Source organism: Mycolicibacterium neoaurum (assembly GCF_036946495.1).
GTDB classification, from domain to species: Bacteria; Actinomycetota; Actinomycetes; order Mycobacteriales; family Mycobacteriaceae; genus Mycobacterium; species Mycobacterium neoaurum_B.
The window spans coordinates 1,119,695-1,136,180 of record NZ_JAQIIX010000002.1 but is presented as its reverse complement, the minus strand read 5'-3'; the positions used below and the strand labels follow the sequence as shown (position 1 = coordinate 1,136,180).

Annotated in this window: 15 protein-coding genes; 9 read left to right on the top strand and 6 right to left on the bottom strand. The window is 67.2% G+C overall.

Features of this window, described 5'->3' with window-relative positions; genetic code table 11:
* Positions 1-4 precede the first annotated feature (4 nt).
* Positions 5-1,240, bottom strand: a complete 1,236-nt coding sequence (locus PGN27_RS10835; RefSeq protein ID WP_335326121.1) for a cytochrome P450 — start codon at positions 1,238-1,240, stop codon at positions 5-7.
* 119 nt (positions 1,241-1,359) lie between these two features.
* Here PGN27_RS10835 and purD point away from each other — a divergent pair, with 119 nt between their 5' ends.
* Positions 1,360-2,628, top strand: a complete 1,269-nt coding sequence (purD, locus tag PGN27_RS10830) for a phosphoribosylamine--glycine ligase (protein ID WP_335326120.1) — start codon at positions 1,360-1,362, stop codon at positions 2,626-2,628.
* Here the strand turns inward: purD and PGN27_RS10825 are convergent.
* Positions 2,618-3,442 (bottom strand): alpha/beta hydrolase, encoded by an 825-nt coding sequence (locus tag PGN27_RS10825; protein WP_335326119.1) that lies wholly within the window; start codon positions 3,440-3,442, stop codon positions 2,618-2,620. The two genes, purD and PGN27_RS10825, sit on opposite strands and share 11 nt — an antisense overlap.
* Positions 3,443-3,539: 97 nt before the next feature.
* Between PGN27_RS10825 and PGN27_RS10820 the strand changes: the two genes are divergently transcribed.
* The 6 genes from PGN27_RS10820 to PGN27_RS10795 all read left to right on the top strand — a co-directional run bounded on the left by PGN27_RS10820 (position 3,540) and on the right by PGN27_RS10795 (position 9,848).
* A complete protein-coding gene (locus PGN27_RS10820) occupies positions 3,540-4,169 on the top strand; it encodes a TetR/AcrR family transcriptional regulator (RefSeq protein ID WP_335326118.1) in 630 nt (209 codons plus the stop codon).
* A 64-nt stretch (positions 4,170-4,233) separates the two neighbouring features.
* Positions 4,234-5,607, top strand: a complete 1,374-nt coding sequence (locus PGN27_RS10815; RefSeq protein WP_277624702.1) for an APC family permease — start codon at positions 4,234-4,236, stop codon at positions 5,605-5,607.
* A gap of 11 nt (positions 5,608-5,618) precedes the next feature.
* Positions 5,619-7,037 carry an adenylosuccinate lyase gene (purB, locus tag PGN27_RS10810; RefSeq protein ID WP_335326116.1) on the top strand — a complete coding sequence of 473 codons (1,419 nt, stop codon included), beginning with the start codon at positions 5,619-5,621 and terminating at the stop codon, positions 7,035-7,037.
* Positions 7,034-8,251 carry a cytochrome P450 gene (locus PGN27_RS10805; RefSeq protein WP_335326115.1) on the top strand — a complete coding sequence of 406 codons (1,218 nt, stop codon included), beginning with the start codon at positions 7,034-7,036 and terminating at the stop codon, positions 8,249-8,251. The genes purB and PGN27_RS10805 overlap by 4 nt, the downstream gene beginning before the upstream one ends.
* Positions 8,252-8,268: 17 nt before the next feature.
* Entirely contained in the window at positions 8,269-8,868 is a 600-nt protein-coding gene (locus PGN27_RS10800; RefSeq protein ID WP_335326114.1) for a DUF1707 SHOCT-like domain-containing protein, read from the top strand.
* A 14-nt stretch (positions 8,869-8,882) separates the two neighbouring features.
* Positions 8,883-9,848, top strand: a complete 966-nt coding sequence (locus tag PGN27_RS10795) for an ABC transporter substrate-binding protein (protein ID WP_335326113.1) — start codon at positions 8,883-8,885, stop codon at positions 9,846-9,848.
* Here PGN27_RS10795 and PGN27_RS10790 read toward each other — a convergent pair.
* From PGN27_RS10790 to PGN27_RS10775, 4 genes are read right to left on the bottom strand one after another with little or no spacing between them, the layout of a single operon-like run.
* Positions 9,845-10,648, bottom strand: a complete 804-nt coding sequence (locus tag PGN27_RS10790) for an ABC transporter ATP-binding protein (RefSeq protein ID WP_335326112.1) — start codon at positions 10,646-10,648, stop codon at positions 9,845-9,847. The two genes, PGN27_RS10795 and PGN27_RS10790, sit on opposite strands and share 4 nt — an antisense overlap.
* Before the next feature lie 7 nt (positions 10,649-10,655).
* Positions 10,656-11,699, bottom strand: a complete 1,044-nt coding sequence (locus PGN27_RS10785) for a FecCD family ABC transporter permease (protein WP_335326111.1) — start codon at positions 11,697-11,699, stop codon at positions 10,656-10,658.
* Positions 11,696-12,715 (bottom strand): iron chelate uptake ABC transporter family permease subunit, encoded by a 1,020-nt coding sequence (locus PGN27_RS10780; RefSeq protein ID WP_335326110.1) that lies wholly within the window; start codon positions 12,713-12,715, stop codon positions 11,696-11,698. The genes PGN27_RS10785 and PGN27_RS10780 overlap by 4 nt, the downstream gene beginning before the upstream one ends.
* 46 nt (positions 12,716-12,761) lie before the next feature.
* A complete protein-coding gene (locus PGN27_RS10775; protein ID WP_335326109.1) occupies positions 12,762-13,373 on the bottom strand; it encodes a hypothetical protein in 612 nt (203 codons plus the stop codon).
* Positions 13,374-13,403: 30 nt separating this feature from the next.
* Between PGN27_RS10775 and PGN27_RS10770 the strand changes: the two genes are divergently transcribed.
* Both PGN27_RS10770 and PGN27_RS10765 read left to right on the top strand, forming a co-directional pair.
* Complete coding sequence (locus PGN27_RS10770) at positions 13,404-14,303, top strand: phosphoribosylaminoimidazolesuccinocarboxamide synthase (protein WP_335326108.1); 900 nt, start codon at positions 13,404-13,406, stop codon at positions 14,301-14,303.
* Positions 14,300-16,453 carry a S9 family peptidase gene (locus tag PGN27_RS10765; protein ID WP_335326107.1) on the top strand — a complete coding sequence of 718 codons (2,154 nt, stop codon included), beginning with the start codon at positions 14,300-14,302 and terminating at the stop codon, positions 16,451-16,453. The genes PGN27_RS10770 and PGN27_RS10765 overlap by 4 nt, the downstream gene beginning before the upstream one ends.
* The last annotated feature ends 33 nt before the right edge of the window (positions 16,454-16,486 follow it).

The window sequence follows — 16,486 nt, the reverse complement described above, 5'->3', positions numbered from 1 at the left end:
GCGATCAGGAGTAGGAAACCTGCAGTTCCTTCACTCCGTTGATCCAACCGGACCGAAGGCGCTGCGGCTCAGCCAGTTTGGAGATGTCGGGGATCTGGTTGGCGATCTCGTTGAAGATCAGCTTGATCTCCATGCGGGCCAGATTGGCCCCGATGCAGAAATGAGCGCCGTTTCCGCCGAAGGCCAGATGCGGGTTGGGGTTGCGCAGGATGTCGAACCGGAACGGGTCGGTGAACACGGATTCGTCGTAGTTGGCCGAGCTGTAGAACAGCCCGACCCGCTGTCCTTGTTTGATGGTGACCCCGCCGACCTCGGTGTCCTGGAGCGCGGTGCGCTGGAAGCAGTGCACCGGGCTGGCCCAGCGGATGATCTCCTCGATCGCGGTATCGGGCCGCTCGCGCTTGAAAAGCTCCCACTGGTCCGGGTTTTCGAGAAACGCGTTCATCCCGTGAGTCATCGCATTGCGGGTGGTCTCGTTGCCCGCCACGGCCAGCAGGATCACGAAGAACGCGAACTCCACCTCGGTGATGCCCTCTTCGTCACCAAGATCGGCCTGGACCAGGCGGGTGACGATGTCATCGGCCGGGCACTTGCGTCGTTGTTCGGCCATGTTGTAGGCGTAACCCATCAGCTCCGCGTTGGCGGTGGTCGGGTCGCTGTCGAAATCCGGGTCGTCGGTGTTCATGATGCAGTTCGACCAGTGGAAGATCTTTGCCCGGTCCTCTTCGGGCACTCCGATCAGATCGGCGATGGCCTGCAGCGGTAGTGGCATCGCCACGTCATCGACGAAATTGCCGGAGCCACGCTCGGCGGCTCGTGCCACGATCTCGCGCGCCGCCACCGCCAGCTTCTCCTCCAGCGCTGCCACCGAGCGTGGGGTGAACAGGCGCGAGACCAGCTTGCGCAACCGGGTGTGCTCCGGGGTGTCGTGGTTGATCAGCAGGGCCTTGGTCAGGTCGAGTTGGTCGGCGGTGATGCCGTCGGGGAGCCGCATGACCGCGCCCTTGGCGTTGGTGGACCAGCTGTCGCCGCTGTTGCGGGAGATGGTCTTGACATCCTCGTGCCGGCTGATGACCCAGTACCCGCCGTCATCGAATATCGACTCGCCCTGGGCGTTCCACCAGATCGGCGCGGTCTTGCGCAGGTAGGCGAACTCGGTGACCGGGAGTCCCTGCAACAGCACCTCCGGATCGGTGAAGTCGTACCCCGCACCGAACGGACACGCATCCATCGTCGTCATCGACAGCCCTCGCTTCTGTGACCTACCGCACTCATTGCATCGACCATACATGTCGCTGTCAAGTGTATGGCCGTGGTCCGGGCACGCGGATCGTCGCGATGCGGATAGGCTTGTCGCCCGTGCGCGTCCTCGTCATCGGATCCGGAGCCCGTGAACACGCCCTGCTGCTGGCGCTGCGGCGCGACCCGCAGGTCGACTGGTTGGGGGTGGCGCCCGGCAACGCCGGCACCGCGGCCCTGGCCGACCAGTACGAACTCGACATCACCTCGGGCCCCGCCGTGGTGGCGCTGGCTCGCAAGGTCGACGCCGATCTGGTCGTGGTGGGTCCGGAGGTCCCGCTGGTGCTCGGCGTCGCCGATGCGCTGCGCGACGCCGGGATCGTCTGCTTCGGGCCGTCCAAGGACGCCGCCCGCATCGAAGGGTCCAAGGCGTTCGCCAAAGACGTCATGAGCGCCGCCGGTGTGCGCACCGCGACGAGCGAGATCGTCGACAACCCCGCCAAGCTGGACGCGGCCCTGGACCGGTTCGGTCCGCCCGCGGGCCAGGCGGCCTGGGTGGTCAAGGACGACGGGCTGGCCGCGGGCAAGGGCGTGGTCGTCACGACCGACCGGGACGACGCCCGGGCGCATGCCGCCGCGCTCCTGGATTCCGGTCACCCCGTACTGCTCGAATCCTTCCTGGATGGACCCGAGGTGTCGCTGTTCTGTGTCGTCGACGGCGAGACCGTCGTGCCGCTGCTACCGGCCCAGGACTTCAAGCGCGTCGGTGACAATGACAGCGGCCCCAACACCGGCGGGATGGGTGCCTACACCCCGTTACCGTGGCTGCCTGCCGAGGTGGTCACCCACATCGTCGACGAGATCGTCAAACCGGTTGCCGCCGAGATGGTCTCGCGCGGCAGTTCGTTTTCCGGACTGCTCTATGCCGGTCTGGCGATCACGTCCGCGGGACCGTCGGTGGTGGAGTTCAACTGCCGCTTCGGGGATCCGGAGACCCAGGCGGTGCTCGCGCTGTTGGAATCCCCGCTCGGCGGACTGCTGCACGCGGCAGCCACCGGAACGCTGGCCTCCTTCGGAGAGTTGCGGTGGAAGGATGGCGCGGCCGTCACGGTGGTGATCGCCGCCGAGAACTATCCCGGCCGCCCCCGCACCGGGGACGTCATCATCGGGGCGGAGGCGCCGGGAGTGCTGCATGCCGGTACCGCCCGGCGTGCGGACGGTGCCGTGGTCTCTGCCGGCGGGCGGGTGTTGTCGGTCGTCGGTACCGGCGACGATCTCGACGCCGCGCGGGCGCAGGCATATGGGCTGATCGACTCGATCAAGTTGCCCGGCAGCCACTTTCGTACCGATATCGGGCTCGCGGCGGCCGAGGGCCGGATCAGCCTCTGACCAACAGCGGTGCCAGCCAAGAGATCTCGGCGGGCAACTGCTGGCTCCAGAACGCGCCGTCGTGGCCGCCCGGGGAGAATCCACCGGCAGGCGGGGTGGGCAGCCCGGCGATGAACTCCCGCGTCGCCGACGCGAACGGGTCACTGTTTCCGCAGTCGATCCGCACCGGAATCTGGCCCAGCGCGGGAAGGCCCCACACGCTGTTGGCCTCGTAGTCGGCGGCATCGTCGAAGGCCCCCGGTGCCGCCGCCCCCGGCGAGGTCCACAGCGCGGGACTCACCGCACAGATGGCCGCGGTGCGGGCGGGCCCCAGTCGCGCGCCGAGCAGCAGCGCTCCATAGCCGCCCATCGACCAGCCGATGAACCCGACGCGCGACGTGTCCAGATCCTGGTCGGTGAGCATCGGCAGCAACTCATCGAGCACCATCGACCCGGCATCCTCGCCGGAGGCCCGCTTGTGCCAATATCCGCCGCCACCGTCGACCGCGACCACCGCGAACGGCGGCAGGCCCGCGGCCACCGCCTCGGCAAGGCCCTGCTCGACGCCGCCGGCCATCACCGTGGCGGCATCACTGCCCTTGCCGTGCAACGCGATCACCGGCCGCAGCGGCGCCGTCTGGCCCGGCGGCCGGGCGATCGCCCAGTTCGTCTGTAACCCCCCGCGGGCAGCCGAGCGAAACGATCCCGACTGGTATGTCGGAGCCGGTTGGGCGCGTGCGACGGGTGCGGTCGCCGATCCCACGGCGTAACCGGCGAGAGCTCCCAAACCCATCCGTAACAGGGCGCGGCGATTCGGTGCAGGCATGTGCGACATCCTGCCATCGACGTTTGATCTTGGTCCCGAGGCGATACATGTGTAACGCCGTAATGATTGCCGAAAAACCCCATGCAACTGGGATTTCGCTGGCACGATGCAATGCGTGACGGCGGCGGTGACCCCCAAGGGAGAGCGGCGGCGGGGCGCTCTGGTCAGCGCCGCCGCCGATCTGCTCTGCGAGGGTGGCATCGACGCGGTACGGCATCGTGCGGTCGCCGCCCGGGCCGGATTGCCGCTGGCATCGACCACCTACTACTTCTCCTCGTTGGAGGATTTGATCGCCAAGGCGGTCGAGCACGTGGGGATGCGCGAGGCCGAGCAGCTCCGCGCCCAGGTCGCCAGCCTGTCACGGCGTAGGCGCGGTGCGGAGTCGACGGCGGATCTGCTGGTGGATCTGCTGGTCGGTGACGCCCCCGGGGTGTGCGTGCCCGAGCAGCTGATCTCGCGCTATGAACGTCTGATCGCGTGTGCGCGGCAACCCGAACTGCGCGATATCCAACGCCGCATCCTGCGGCAGCGCACCGATGCGGTGGTCGAAGTCGTCGAGCGGTCGGGCCGTGCGGTGCGCACCGAACTCGTCACCGCTCTGGTGTGCGCGGTGGACGGAGCTGTGGTTGCCTCATTGGTGGATGAAGGGGAGGGTCCCCGCGCAACCGCACGAGCGACGTTGATCGATGTGATCGATGTACTCGCGCCGGTCGACGACCGGGTTGCGCACGTCTGAGATCAGTGAGGGGGCGGCAGTGTCAGAGCCGAAATCCAACGACGAACCGCAGCTGCGAAGGGTCATGGGGCCCGGTCTGCTGTTGTTGTTCATCGTCGGCGACATCCTGGGCACCGGCGTCTACGCGCTCACCGGTCAGGTCGCGGGCGAGGTCGGTGGCGCGGCATGGCTGCCGTTCCTCATCGCCTTCCTGATCGCGACCGTCACCGCGTTCTCCTATCTGGAACTGGTCACCAAGTATCCGCAGGCGGCCGGCGCAGCGCTCTACGCGCACAAGGCTTTCGGCATCCACTTCGTCACCTTCCTGGTCGCTTTCGTGGTGATGTGCTCGGGCATCACCTCGGCGTCGACGGCATCGCAGGCCTTCGCCTCCAACTTCGTCAAAGGCTTCGGCCTGGACTGGGGCAAGTTCGGCATCGCTGCGATCGCCTTGGCATTCATGGCGATTCTGGCGGCGATCAACTTCCGCGGCGTCAGCGAGAGCGTCAAGTTGAACGTGGTCCTCACGATCGTCGAGATCACCGGCCTCGGCGTGGTGATCCTGGTCGGGCTGTGGGCCTTCACCCAGGGTGGCGACGTCGACTTCTCCCGGGTGACCGTGTTCGAAAGCGAAGGCGACCGAAGCACATTCGTCGCCGTGACGGCCGCGACCTCGCTGGCGTTCTTCGCCATGGTCGGTTTCGAGGACTCGGTCAACATGGCCGAGGAGACCAAGGACCCGGTCCGCATCTTCCCCAAGGTCCTGCTCACCGGTCTGGGTATCGCGGGTGTCGTATACGTCTTGGTGTCGATCATCGCGGTCGCGCTGGTGCCGATCGGCGACCTCAAGGAGAGCTCTACCCCGCTGGTGGACGTCGTCGAGGCTGCCGCGCCGGGACTGCCCATCGACACGCTGTTCCCGTTCATCACCATGTTCGCCGTCTCCAACACGGCGCTGATCAACATGCTGATGGCCAGCAGGCTCATCTACGGTATGGCGCGCCAGCACGTGCTGCCGCCGGTGCTCGGTCAGGTGCACCGGACCCGCCACACTCCCTACGTTGCCATCGCCTTCACCACCGTGATCGCATTCGGGCTGATCTTCTACGTGTCCGCCTTCGCCAGCAGCAAGGCGATCTCGATCCTGGGCGGTACGACATCACTGCTATTGCTGGCGGTCTTCACGATCGTCAACATCGCGGTGCTGGTGCTGCGCCGCGACGTGAAGGCCGACGGCGCGCATTTCCGCACTCCGACGGTGCTGCCTGTGATCGGGGCGCTGGCCTCGGCCTATCTGGTCACCCCGTTGTCCGGGCGGCCGGCGCAGCAGTATCTGCTGGCCGGCCTGCTGGTCGTCACCGGTGTCGTCCTCTATGGGGTGACCACGCTGATCAATCGGCAACTCGGGATCCGCGGTGAGGGCATCACCGATCCGAGCCATCTCGAGGACGCCCCCTAAGCTGTGTGTCCGTGACGATCCCGAATGTTCTGGCCAACCGCTACGCAAGCGCCGAGATGGCCGAGATCTGGTCGCCGGAGAACAAGATCATCGCCGAGCGCCGGCTTTGGCTGGCCGTCCTGCGCGCCCAGTCCGAACTCGGCATTCCGGTCCCGGACGGGGTCGTCGAGGACTACGAGCGGGTGCTCGGAACCGTCGATCTCGACTCCATCGCGGCGCGCGAACGGGTGACCCGCCACGATGTGAAGGCCCGTATCGAAGAATTCAACGCCCTCGCCGGCCACGAGCACGTGCATAAGGGCATGACCAGCCGCGACCTGACCGAGAACGTCGAGCAGCTGCAGATCCGGCAATCGCTGGAACTGGTGTTCGCCCACGGCGTCGCGGTCGTCGCGCGGTTGGCCGAGCGGGCGGTGCTCTACCGCGATCTGGTGATGGCCGGTCGCAGCCACAACGTCGCCGCCCAGGCCACCACCCTCGGTAAGCGATTCGCCTCGGCCGCCGAGGAGACGCTGGTGGCGCTGATTCGGCTGCGTGAACTGATCGACCGGTACCCGCTGCGCGGGGTGAAGGGCCCGATGGGAACGGCCCAGGACATGCTCGATCTGTTCGGTGGCGATGCGGGCAAGCTCGCCGAGTTGGAACGTCGGGTTGCCGAGTTCCTGGGCTTCACCGACGTTTTCACCAGCGTTGGGCAGGTGTACCCGCGATCGTTGGACCACGATGTGGTGTCCGCCCTCGTGCAGCTGGGCGCGGGTCCGTCCTCGTTCGCGCACACCATCCGCCTGATGGCGGGCCACGAACTGGTCACCGAGGGCTTCGCGCCGGGCCAGGTCGGGTCCTCGGCCATGCCGCACAAGATGAACACCCGCTCCTGTGAACGGGTGAACGGGTTGCAGGTGGTGCTTCGCGGTTACGCGTCGATGGCCGCCGAACTGGCGGGTGCGCAATGGAACGAGGGTGACGTGTTCTGTTCAGTGGTGCGCCGGGTGGCACTGCCGGACGCCTTCTTCGCCATCGACGGACAGACCGAGACATTCCTGACCGTGCTGGACGAGTTCGGCGCCTACCCGGCCGTCATCCAGCGCGAACTGGACCGCTACCTGCCGTTCCTGGCCACCACCCGGATCCTGATCGCCGCGGTGCGCGCCGGCGTCGGCCGCGAAACCGCGCACGAGGTCATCAAGGAGCATGCGGTGGCCGTCGCGCTGGCCATGCGCGAGAAGGGTGCCGAACCCGATCTGCTGGACCGGTTGGCCGCCGATCCGCGCCTGCCGCTGGATCGGATCGCCCTCGATGACGCGCTGGCCGACAAGGCGGCGTTCACCGGCGCCGCCGGTGACCAGGTCGACGGCGTCGTCGCCGCCGTCGGGGAACTGATCGGCCGTTATCCCGACGCGGCGAAGTACACCTCGGGCGCCATTCTGTGACCCTGGCCGACCTCACCGATCTGGACAATTTCGCGCGCGGATTCCCGCACGAATTGTTCGCGCTGCATCGTCGTGAGGCTCCGGTCCACTGGCACGAACCGACCGTGCACACACCCGACGGCGAGGGCTTCTGGTCGGTGGCGACCTATGCCGAAACCCTTGCCGTTCTGCGTGATCCGCAGACCTACTCCTCGGTGACCGGCGGCGCGCGACCCTACGGGGGAACGCTGCTACAGGACCTCGCCGTTGCCGGTCAGGTGCTCAACATGATGGATGACCCGCGGCACGCCCAGATCCGGCGGTTGGTCAGTTCCGGATTGACCCCGCGGATGATCACCCGCGTCGAAGAGGATCTGCGCGCCCGTGCCCGCACCCTGCTGGAGGCGGTCACACCGGGTGAACCGTTGGATTTCCTGGTCGATGTCGCCGCCGAACTGCCGATGCAGATGATCTGCATCCTGTTGGGAGTCCCCGATTCCGAACGGCACTGGTTGTTCGAGGCGATCGAGCCGCAGTTCGACTTCGGCAAGGCGCGAAGTGCTGCGGTCGGGCAGTTGAGCGCCGAAGAGGCCGGCTCGCGGATGTACAGCTACGGGATGGACCTGATCGCCGCGAAACGGGCCACTCCGACCGATGACATGCTCTCGGTGGTCGCCAATGCGGAGCTGGACGACACCGCGACCCCGTTGTCCGATCTGGAGCTTTATCTGTTCTTCAGTCTGCTGTTCAGTGCCGGTGCGGAGACCACCCGCAATGCCGTTGCGGGTGGGCTGCTGGCACTCATCGAGCATCCCGAGCAATTCGATCTGCTGCGCGGCGACCTGTCGCTGTTGTCATCGGCCATCGAGGAGATGGTGCGCTGGACCACTCCGTCACCGTCGAAGCGGCGCACCGCCACCGCCGCGGTGACACTGGGTGGCTGCCGGATCGAGCCAGGGCAGAAGGTGCAGATCTGGGAAGGTTCGGCCAATCGCGACCCGGCGGTGTTCGTCGACCCCGACAAGTTCGACATCACCCGGAAACCCAACCCGCACTTGGGTTTCGGTCAAGGTGTCCACTACTGCCTCGGTGCCAACCTGGCCAGGCTCGAACTTCGGGTGCTGTTCGAGGAACTGCTCACCCGGTTCGGCTCGGCCCGGCTGGTGGCGCCGGTCGAGTGGACCCGCAGTAACCGGCACACCGGGATGCGGCACATGTACGTCGAGTTCGGCTGATCGTTACCCTCGCAGGTATGGTTTCGAGCCCCGACGATCACCTCCGCGTCTCCGATGCCGACCGGGCGCGGGTGAACGGACTGCTCGAACGCGCCGTATCCGAGGGCATGTTGACCCTCGACGAGTTCGCCGATCGGACGGATTCGGTGCTGGCCGCCCGCACCCGCGGAGAACTGCGTACCGTCCTCGCCGATCTGCCTGCCCAGCAGCTCGGGGTGCCGGCCCGCCCGCAGCTGCCACCCGATCAGCTCCGCGGCTGGATGACATCGATCGACCGCCGCGGCATCTGGACGGTCGCACCGATGCTCGTGCTGCACACCCGGATGTGCAGCACCACACTGGACTTCACCTCGGCGGTGTTACCGGGGCCGGTGGTCCAGGTGGTCATCGACGACTACTGCAGCTCCACCGAGCTCATCCTGCCGACGGGCGCTACCGCGGATGTCAACGGTGTCGACGCACTGATGGGCAGCTCGACGGTCAAGGTGCGGGGGACCCCGCCCTCGGATCAGCTGCATGTCATCGTGCGCGGGCGGATCCGACTGGGCTCGGTGACCGTGCGGCATCCGTTCGGGAGTTGGCTGCGCCGACTCGGCGGCGGAGGCGGATCCGCCTAGGTTAGGCTCGCCTAATGCTGCGCGTCACGGCCATGCTGGCCACCCTCGTCCTTGCCGTCGGCGTCCTCGCGGGGTGCGCGAGTAGCGAGACGGCCGATCCCGGGCCGGCCGGCGATGCCGTCACCATCTCGCACAAGTTCGGCGAGACCACGGTGCCTGCCAACCCGCGCAATATCGTCACGATGGGCTGGAACGACCAGGATTTTGTGCTGGCGCTCGGTGTCGTCCCGGTGGGGACCCGCGCCTGGTATGACAACTACAACGACTTCCCCTGGGTCAAGGCCGAGACCGACGGTAAGGGCGTGCCGATCATCGAGGGTGACACCATCAACTTCGAGGCGGTCGCGGCAGCCAAACCCGATGTCATCTTCGCCATCTACGAGACCATCGACCAGAAGACCTACGACCAGCTGTCTCAGATCGCGCCGACGGTGATCCAGTCCGCCGATTACCCGGATGAGGAAACCCCCTGGAACGTCCAGCTCCTGACCACAGGCAAGGCGCTGGGCAAGGAGCAGCGGGCCAAGGAACTCGTCGACGAGGTCGAAGCCAAGATCGCGCAGGCCACCGGCGACCATCCGGAATTCGCGGGCAAGACCCTGGTTGCCGATTTCAGCTCCGAGGTCGACGCGCCCTACCTGATCGGCAAGGGTGACCCGCGGCGTGCCCTGTTCGACGAGCTCGGGTTCGGCGCGCAGGACACCGTCGGCGAGGTCTCCCAGGAGAAGCTGAGCCTGCTCGAGGGCGATGTGCTGTTCGTCAACGGGGTCACCAAGCAGCAGCTGGCAGCCTCACCGGCATTCCAGCGACTTTCCGTGGTGCGCGAGGACCGCACCCTCTACGCCGGATCGGAGTCGACGCTGAGCGGCGCATTGGCCTACGGCGGGCCCAATGCCCTGCTCTACGCCATCGACCTGCTGGTTCCGCAGTTGAGCAACGCTCTGACAGGCAGGCCGGTCGCCGACCTGTCGGACTCCTAGCGACGGCGGGCGCGGTCGCGCGGCGAGGCGCGCGGAACCACCAACGGTGTTCCGGTTTCCGGGTCGTCGATGATCTGGCATTTCATGCCGTAGACATCCTCGACGAGATCCGCGGTGATCACGCGCGCCGGTTCGCCCTGGGCGACGATGCGGCCGGCCTTCATCGCGATGATCTGATCGGCGAAGCGGCACGCATGGTTCAGATCGTGCAGCACCGCGACGATGGTGCGGCCCTGGGTGTCGTTCAGTTCGGCGAACAGGTCCAGCAATTCGATCTGGTGGGCGATATCGAGGAACGTGGTCGGCTCGTCCAGCAGGATCAGCGGGGTCTGCTGGGCCAGCACCATCGCCACCCATACCCGTTGCCGCTGGCCGCCGGACAGCTCGTCGACAGCCCGTCCCGACAGGGCCGTCACCCCGGTGGCCTCCATCGCCTCGGCCACCGCCACCTCGTCGTCGCGGGTGAACTGGCGAAGTACCCGCTGATGCGGAAACCGGCCCCGGGCAACCAGATCGGCGACGGTGATGCCCTCCGGCGCGATCGAGGACTGCGGGAGCAGGCCCAGCTTGCGGGCGACATCCTTGGTGCGCAGCGAGCTGATATCGGCGCCATCGAGGAGCACCTGTCCCCCGGCGGGACGCAACAACCGAGCCAGTCCCCGTAGGAGCGTCGACTTTCCACAGGCGTTGGGCCCCACGATCGCGGTGATGGCACCCTCGGTGATCTCGGCGTTCAAACCGGACACGATCGGGGTGTCCGAGTAGCCGAGCGTCAGGTCCTGCGCGCGCAACGTTGCCATGTTCTCCCTATCGCCGTGCCTGAAAGATCAGCAGCCACACCAGATACAACCCACCGGCCACCACCGTGACCGCGCCCACCGGAAGCTCGGCGGGAGCGAAGATACGCAGCGCGATCAGATCGCTGGCAAGCAGCAGAACGGCGCCCATCACCGCCGAGGACACCAGCCCGACCCCGGGCGTCGCGGTCAACCGGCGCACCAATTGCGGGGCGGCCAGCGCGACGAACGATATCGGCCCGGCGGCCGCCGTCGCCACCGCGATCAACACCACCCCGGCCCCGAAGTAGGCCAGCCTGGCGCGTTCCGGGCTCACCCCGAGCGCACCCGCCACATCGTCACCCATCTGCAGCACCGGCAGTTGCGGCCCGATGGCCACCACGCCGAGCAGCGCGATCGCGACACAGACCAGCACCGGGCCGACTTGTTCCCACCGCAGACCGTTGAGCGTGCCCTGCTGCCAGATGGCCGCCGTCACGGCCTGATGCAGCTTGAGCTTGAGGATGATCCATTGATTCAGCGAGCTGAGCACGGCACTGACCGCGATGCCGACGATGATCAGCCGGAAACCGGCAATACCGTTGCGGTACGCCAGCAGATAGACCGCCACCGCGGTGAGCAGACCGCCGATCACCGCACCACCGGCGGTCAGGTAGTAGCCACCACCGAAGAGCGCGATCGCCACCAGCGCGCCGGTATAGGAACCGAACCCGAAACCGATGACATCCGGGCTGCCGAGCGGATTGCGTGTCAGGGCCTGGAAGATTGCGCCGGACACCCCGAGTGCGGCGCCGATGACGAGGGCCGCGACGATGCGCGGCATCCGCCACTGCAGCACCACGACACTGGTGAAGCTGCGGTCGGAACCGGTCAGCACGGCGATGACCTCGGCGGGGGAGACCGGGTACTCACCGACCCCGAGGGCAAGCACCGCCAACAACAGCGCGGCGGCGCCCAGCGCCGACAGCACCGCGATGCTGCGCCAGGAAGCCCGCAGGGCGACCCGCGATCCGCGCCGGACCACCAGCTGTGGGCGGCCGAAATCGATGCTCACAGCGCGCTGGCCTTGCTGCGGCGCACCAGCCAGATCAGGACCGGGGCACCCAGGAACGCGGTGACGATGCCTGCGGGTAGTTCACCGGGGGCCACCACCACGCGCCCCACGATATCGGCGGCCAGTAGCAGCGCGGGTCCGGCGACCACGCAGAACGCGCAGATCCACCGCCAGTCCGGGCCGGTGAACCACCGCACCGCATGGGGGACCATCAACCCGACGAAGCCGATCGGACCGGCCGCAGCGGTCGCTGCTCCGGCGAGCAGCGTCACCGCGATCAGCCCGAGCGCCCGCGTGCGCACGACATTGCCGCCCATGGCGACGGCCAGATCATCACCGAGCGCGATCGCGTTGAGCCCGCGGCTGATGTAGAAGCACAACACCGCGCCCACCACGATGAACGGCGTCACCACCCACACGGCGTCCAGTCCGCGGCCGTCGAGCGCACCGGCATCCCAGAATCGCATCGAGTCGAAGGCACGTGGGTTCTGCAGCCGGATGGTGAAGGAGACGCCGTCGGCGACCGCGCCCACCGCGACACCGGCCAACAGCATCCGCACCGGGGTCACGACGGCGCGACCGGCGGTGCCCACCAGATAGACCAACACCATGGCAATGGCCGCGCCGAGGAAGGCGAACCAGACGTAGGTCAGCAGCGAACTCATATGCAGGAAGGCGATCGCGGCCACGACGAACAGGCCGGCGACGGCATCGATGCCCAGGATCTGGCTGTCCGCCAGCGGGTTACGGGTCAGACCCTGGATCAAGGCCCCGGACAAACCGAGCGCGATGCCGACCACGATGCCCAGCACCGTCCGCGGGATGCGCAGATCGTGGACGATCCACTGATCACCGGTATCGGTGAAATCGGTCACCGCCTGCCATACCGTCGAGAGCGCGACACTCTCGGTGCCGATCGCCAGGCTGAGCACGCACATCAGCCCCAGCGTCGCGATGGCCAGGAGCAGACCGGCGGGGCGGCGGTCGCGCATGCTGACTGCGACGGCCGACGACATAAGGGCACGCTAACTCACCGTCCCGTCGGCGTGCGTGCCCACGTCCCTACAGACGCACGCCCGCCGCGTGCAGTTCCAGCAGCGCCAGACCTCGGATGGCGGGGCGGTCGTCACGACGCCACGCCCCGATCGGATCGGGATCCACCGCCGTCAGCTTGGCCAGTGGACGGTTGGCCAGCGCCCGCATGGCCAGCAGTTCCTGCCCGGCATGCGTCGAGGCGAGGGTGAGCACCGTCAACTTGCGGCGGAAGAACCGAATCCGCAGGTAGAGCCACGGCATGGCCACCGCGAGGATCGGTGTCGCGGCCACCGCGACCGCCAGCACCCAGGCCAGCCAACTCGCCGTGGAATCGAGATTATGACCGGCACCGGCGATCTCGGCGGCCGCATCGCTGGCGGCACGCAGTGGGCCGCTCAACCCGTTGCCGATCAGCGGCACACCGTCGACACTGTTCCCCGCTGAGTCCAGGCTGCCCGAGACGCCGTCGGCGCCGTCGTGCACCTGACGGCCCACGTCGGCGATGGTGGCGACGGCGGTATACACCGCGCTGCCCACCAGCACCCAGATCGCGGTCCATCCGATGACGACGACATCGCTGATGATCTGGGCCAGCAACCGGCCGGGTTTGGTCGCGTAGGGCAGGTACCGCAGTCTCATGGAAAAGATCCCAGCACATAGGGTGGGCCAATGCGCCCAGCTCTGACCGACTACCAGCATCTGGCCAGCGGCAAGGTACGCGAGTTGTACCGCATCGATGCCGACCATCTGTTGTTCGTCGCCTCCGACCGCATCTCGGCGTTCGACCACATCCTGGACACCGAGATTCCGGACAAGGGCCGGATCCTCACCGCGATGAGCGTGTTCTTCTTCGACCACCTCGCGGTGCCGAACCACCTGGCCGGACCGCCGGATGACGAGCGCATCCCGCAGGAGGTGCTGGGCCGCGCCCTGGTCGTCCGCGCGTTGGAGATGCTGCCGGTGGAATGTGTGGCCCGCGGTTACCTGACCGGCTCCGGACTGTTGGACTATCAACGCACGGGTTCGGTGTGCGGGATCGAGCTGCCCGCCGGTCTGGTCGAGGCCAGCAAGTTCGCCGAGCCGCTGTTCACCCCGGCCACCAAGGCCGAGATCGGCGCGCACGACGAGAACGTCTCCTTCGACGCGGTCGTCGACTTGGTCGGCGCCGAGCGCGCCGCGAGGTTGCGCGAGGCCACGCTGAACATCTACGCACGCGCCGCCGAGCACGCGTTGGGCAAGGGCATCATCGTCGCCGACACGAAGTTCGAGTTCGGCATCTCCACCAGTGGGGACACCGCCGGCGAACTGGTGCTCGCCGACGAGGTGCTGACGCCGGACTCGTCGCGGTACTGGCCCGCGGACTCCTACCGGGAGGGCGTGGTGCAGCCCAGCTATGACAAGCAGTTCGTCCGTAACTGGCTGACCGGGCCGGACTCGGGGTGGGACCGCCACGGTGATGCGCCACCTCCACCGCTGCCCGCCGAGATCGCCGCGGCCACGAGGGCCCGTTATATCGAGGCCTACGAGAGGATTTCGGGTTTGAGTTTCTCCGATTGGATCGGTTCATGAGCACGGTGCAGCCGCCGGTGGCCAAGCGGGTCGAGCACCGCCGCGAGCACCACGGTGATGTGTTCATCGATCCCTACGAATGGTTGCGCGACAAGGACAACCCGGAGGTCATCGCGCACCTGGAGGCCGAGAACGCACACACCGAGGCGGCCACCGCGGTGCTGGCGCCGTTGCGGCAGCGGATCTTCGACGAGATCAAGGCGCGCACGAAGGAGACCGATCTCTCCATCCCGACCCGCCGTGACAACTGGTGGTACTACGCGCGCAGTTTCGAGGGCAAGCAGTACGGCGTGCACTGCCGTTGCCCGATCAGCGATCCGGACGACTGGACGCCACCCGAGCTCGACGAGAACACCGCAGTCGCCGGTGAGCAGATCCTGCTCGACGAGAACGTCGAGGCCGAGGGGCACGAGTTCTTTTCCCTCGGCGCGGTCAGCGTGAGCGTCGACGGCAACATCCTGGCCTACTCGGTCGACGTCAAGGGCGACGAGCGGTATACCCTGCGCTTCAAGGACTTACGCACCAACCAGCTCTACGAGGACACCATCGTCGGCATCGGCTCCGGAGTGACCTGGGGTGCGGACAATCAGTCGGTGTACTACGTCACCGTCGACGACGCATGGCGTCCGGACACCGTGTGGCGGCATCGACTCGGCTCCGGGTTGCCCGCGCAGAAGGTGTATCACGAGGCAGACGAACGGTATTGGCTCGGCGTCGGGCGCACCCGCAGCGACAAGTACGTCATCATCGCCGCGGGCAGTGCGATCACCACCGAGATCCGCTACGCCGACGCCGCCGATCCGGAAGCGCCGTTCACCGTGGTGCTGCCGCGGCGCGACGGTATCGAATACTCCGTCGAGCACGCGGTGGTCGGCGGTGAGGACCGCTTCCTGATCTTGCACAACGACGGCGCGGTCAACTTCACCCTCGTCGACGCACCGGTCAGCGACCCGACAGCGTTTCGGACGCTGATCGAGCACCGCGATGACGTCCGCCTCGACGGGGTCGACGCCTTCGCGACACATCTGGTGGTCAGCTACCGCCGGGAGGCGTTACCCCGTATCCAGCTGTGGCCCATCGAATCCGACGGCTCCTACGGTGCGCCGACCGAGATCGCCTTCGAATCCGAGCTGATGTCGGCGGGCCTGGGCGGCAACCCGAACTGGTCCTCGCCGAAGCTGCGGGTCGGCGCGGTGTCCTGGGTGATCCCGGTGCGCATCTACGACCTGGATCTGGTCACCGGCGAGCGGACGCTGTTGCGCGAGCAACCCGTGCTGGGCGACTACCGGCCCGAGGATTACGTCGAACGCCGCGATTGGGCCGTCGCCGCAGACGGCGCGCGCATCCCGATCTCGATCGTGCACCGAGCCGGACTGGCGTTCCCGGCGCCGACACTGCTGTACGGGTATGGCGCCTACGAATCGTGTGAGGATCCGCGGTTCTCCATCGCGCGGTTGTCGCTGCTGGACCGTGGCATGGTGTTCGCCGTCGCGCATGTCCGTGGCGGCGGAGAGCTGGGGCGGCCCTGGTATGAGGACGGCAAGCTGCTCAAGAAGGCCAACTCGTTCACCGACTTCGTGGCCGTCGCCGAGCATCTGATCACCACCGATCTGACCCGGCCCGCCAATCTGGTGGCGCTCGGCGGCAGTGCCGGTGGGTTGCTGGTCGGCGCAGTGCTCAACATCGCCCCGCACCTGTTCGCCGGGGTGCTGGCCCAGGTGCCCTTCGTCGACCCGCTGACCACCATCCTGGATCCGTCGTTGCCGCTGACCGTCACCGAATGGGACGAATGGGGAAACCCGTTGGCGGACAAGGACGTCTACGAGTACATGAAGTCGTACTCGCCGTACGAGAACGTCGCATCCTTGGACTACCCGGCCGTGCTGGCGATGACCTCGCTCAACGACACCAGGGTCTACTACACCGAGCCCGCCAAATGGGTCGCCGCACTGCGCCACGCGCAGCTGACCCCCGACACCGCCAAGGTGCTGCTGAAAACCGAGATGGTGGCAGGGCACGGCGGGATCAGCGGGCGTTATGAGCGCTGGAAGGAGGCGGCCTTCCAGTACGCCTGGATCCTGGCCACCGCCGACCCGGAGAATCACGGTCAGGGACAGGTGCACAGCCTGTTCGGCGGACCCAAACTCTAGCGTCGGGCAGGATCGGCCGCTAGCGTCGAGGTG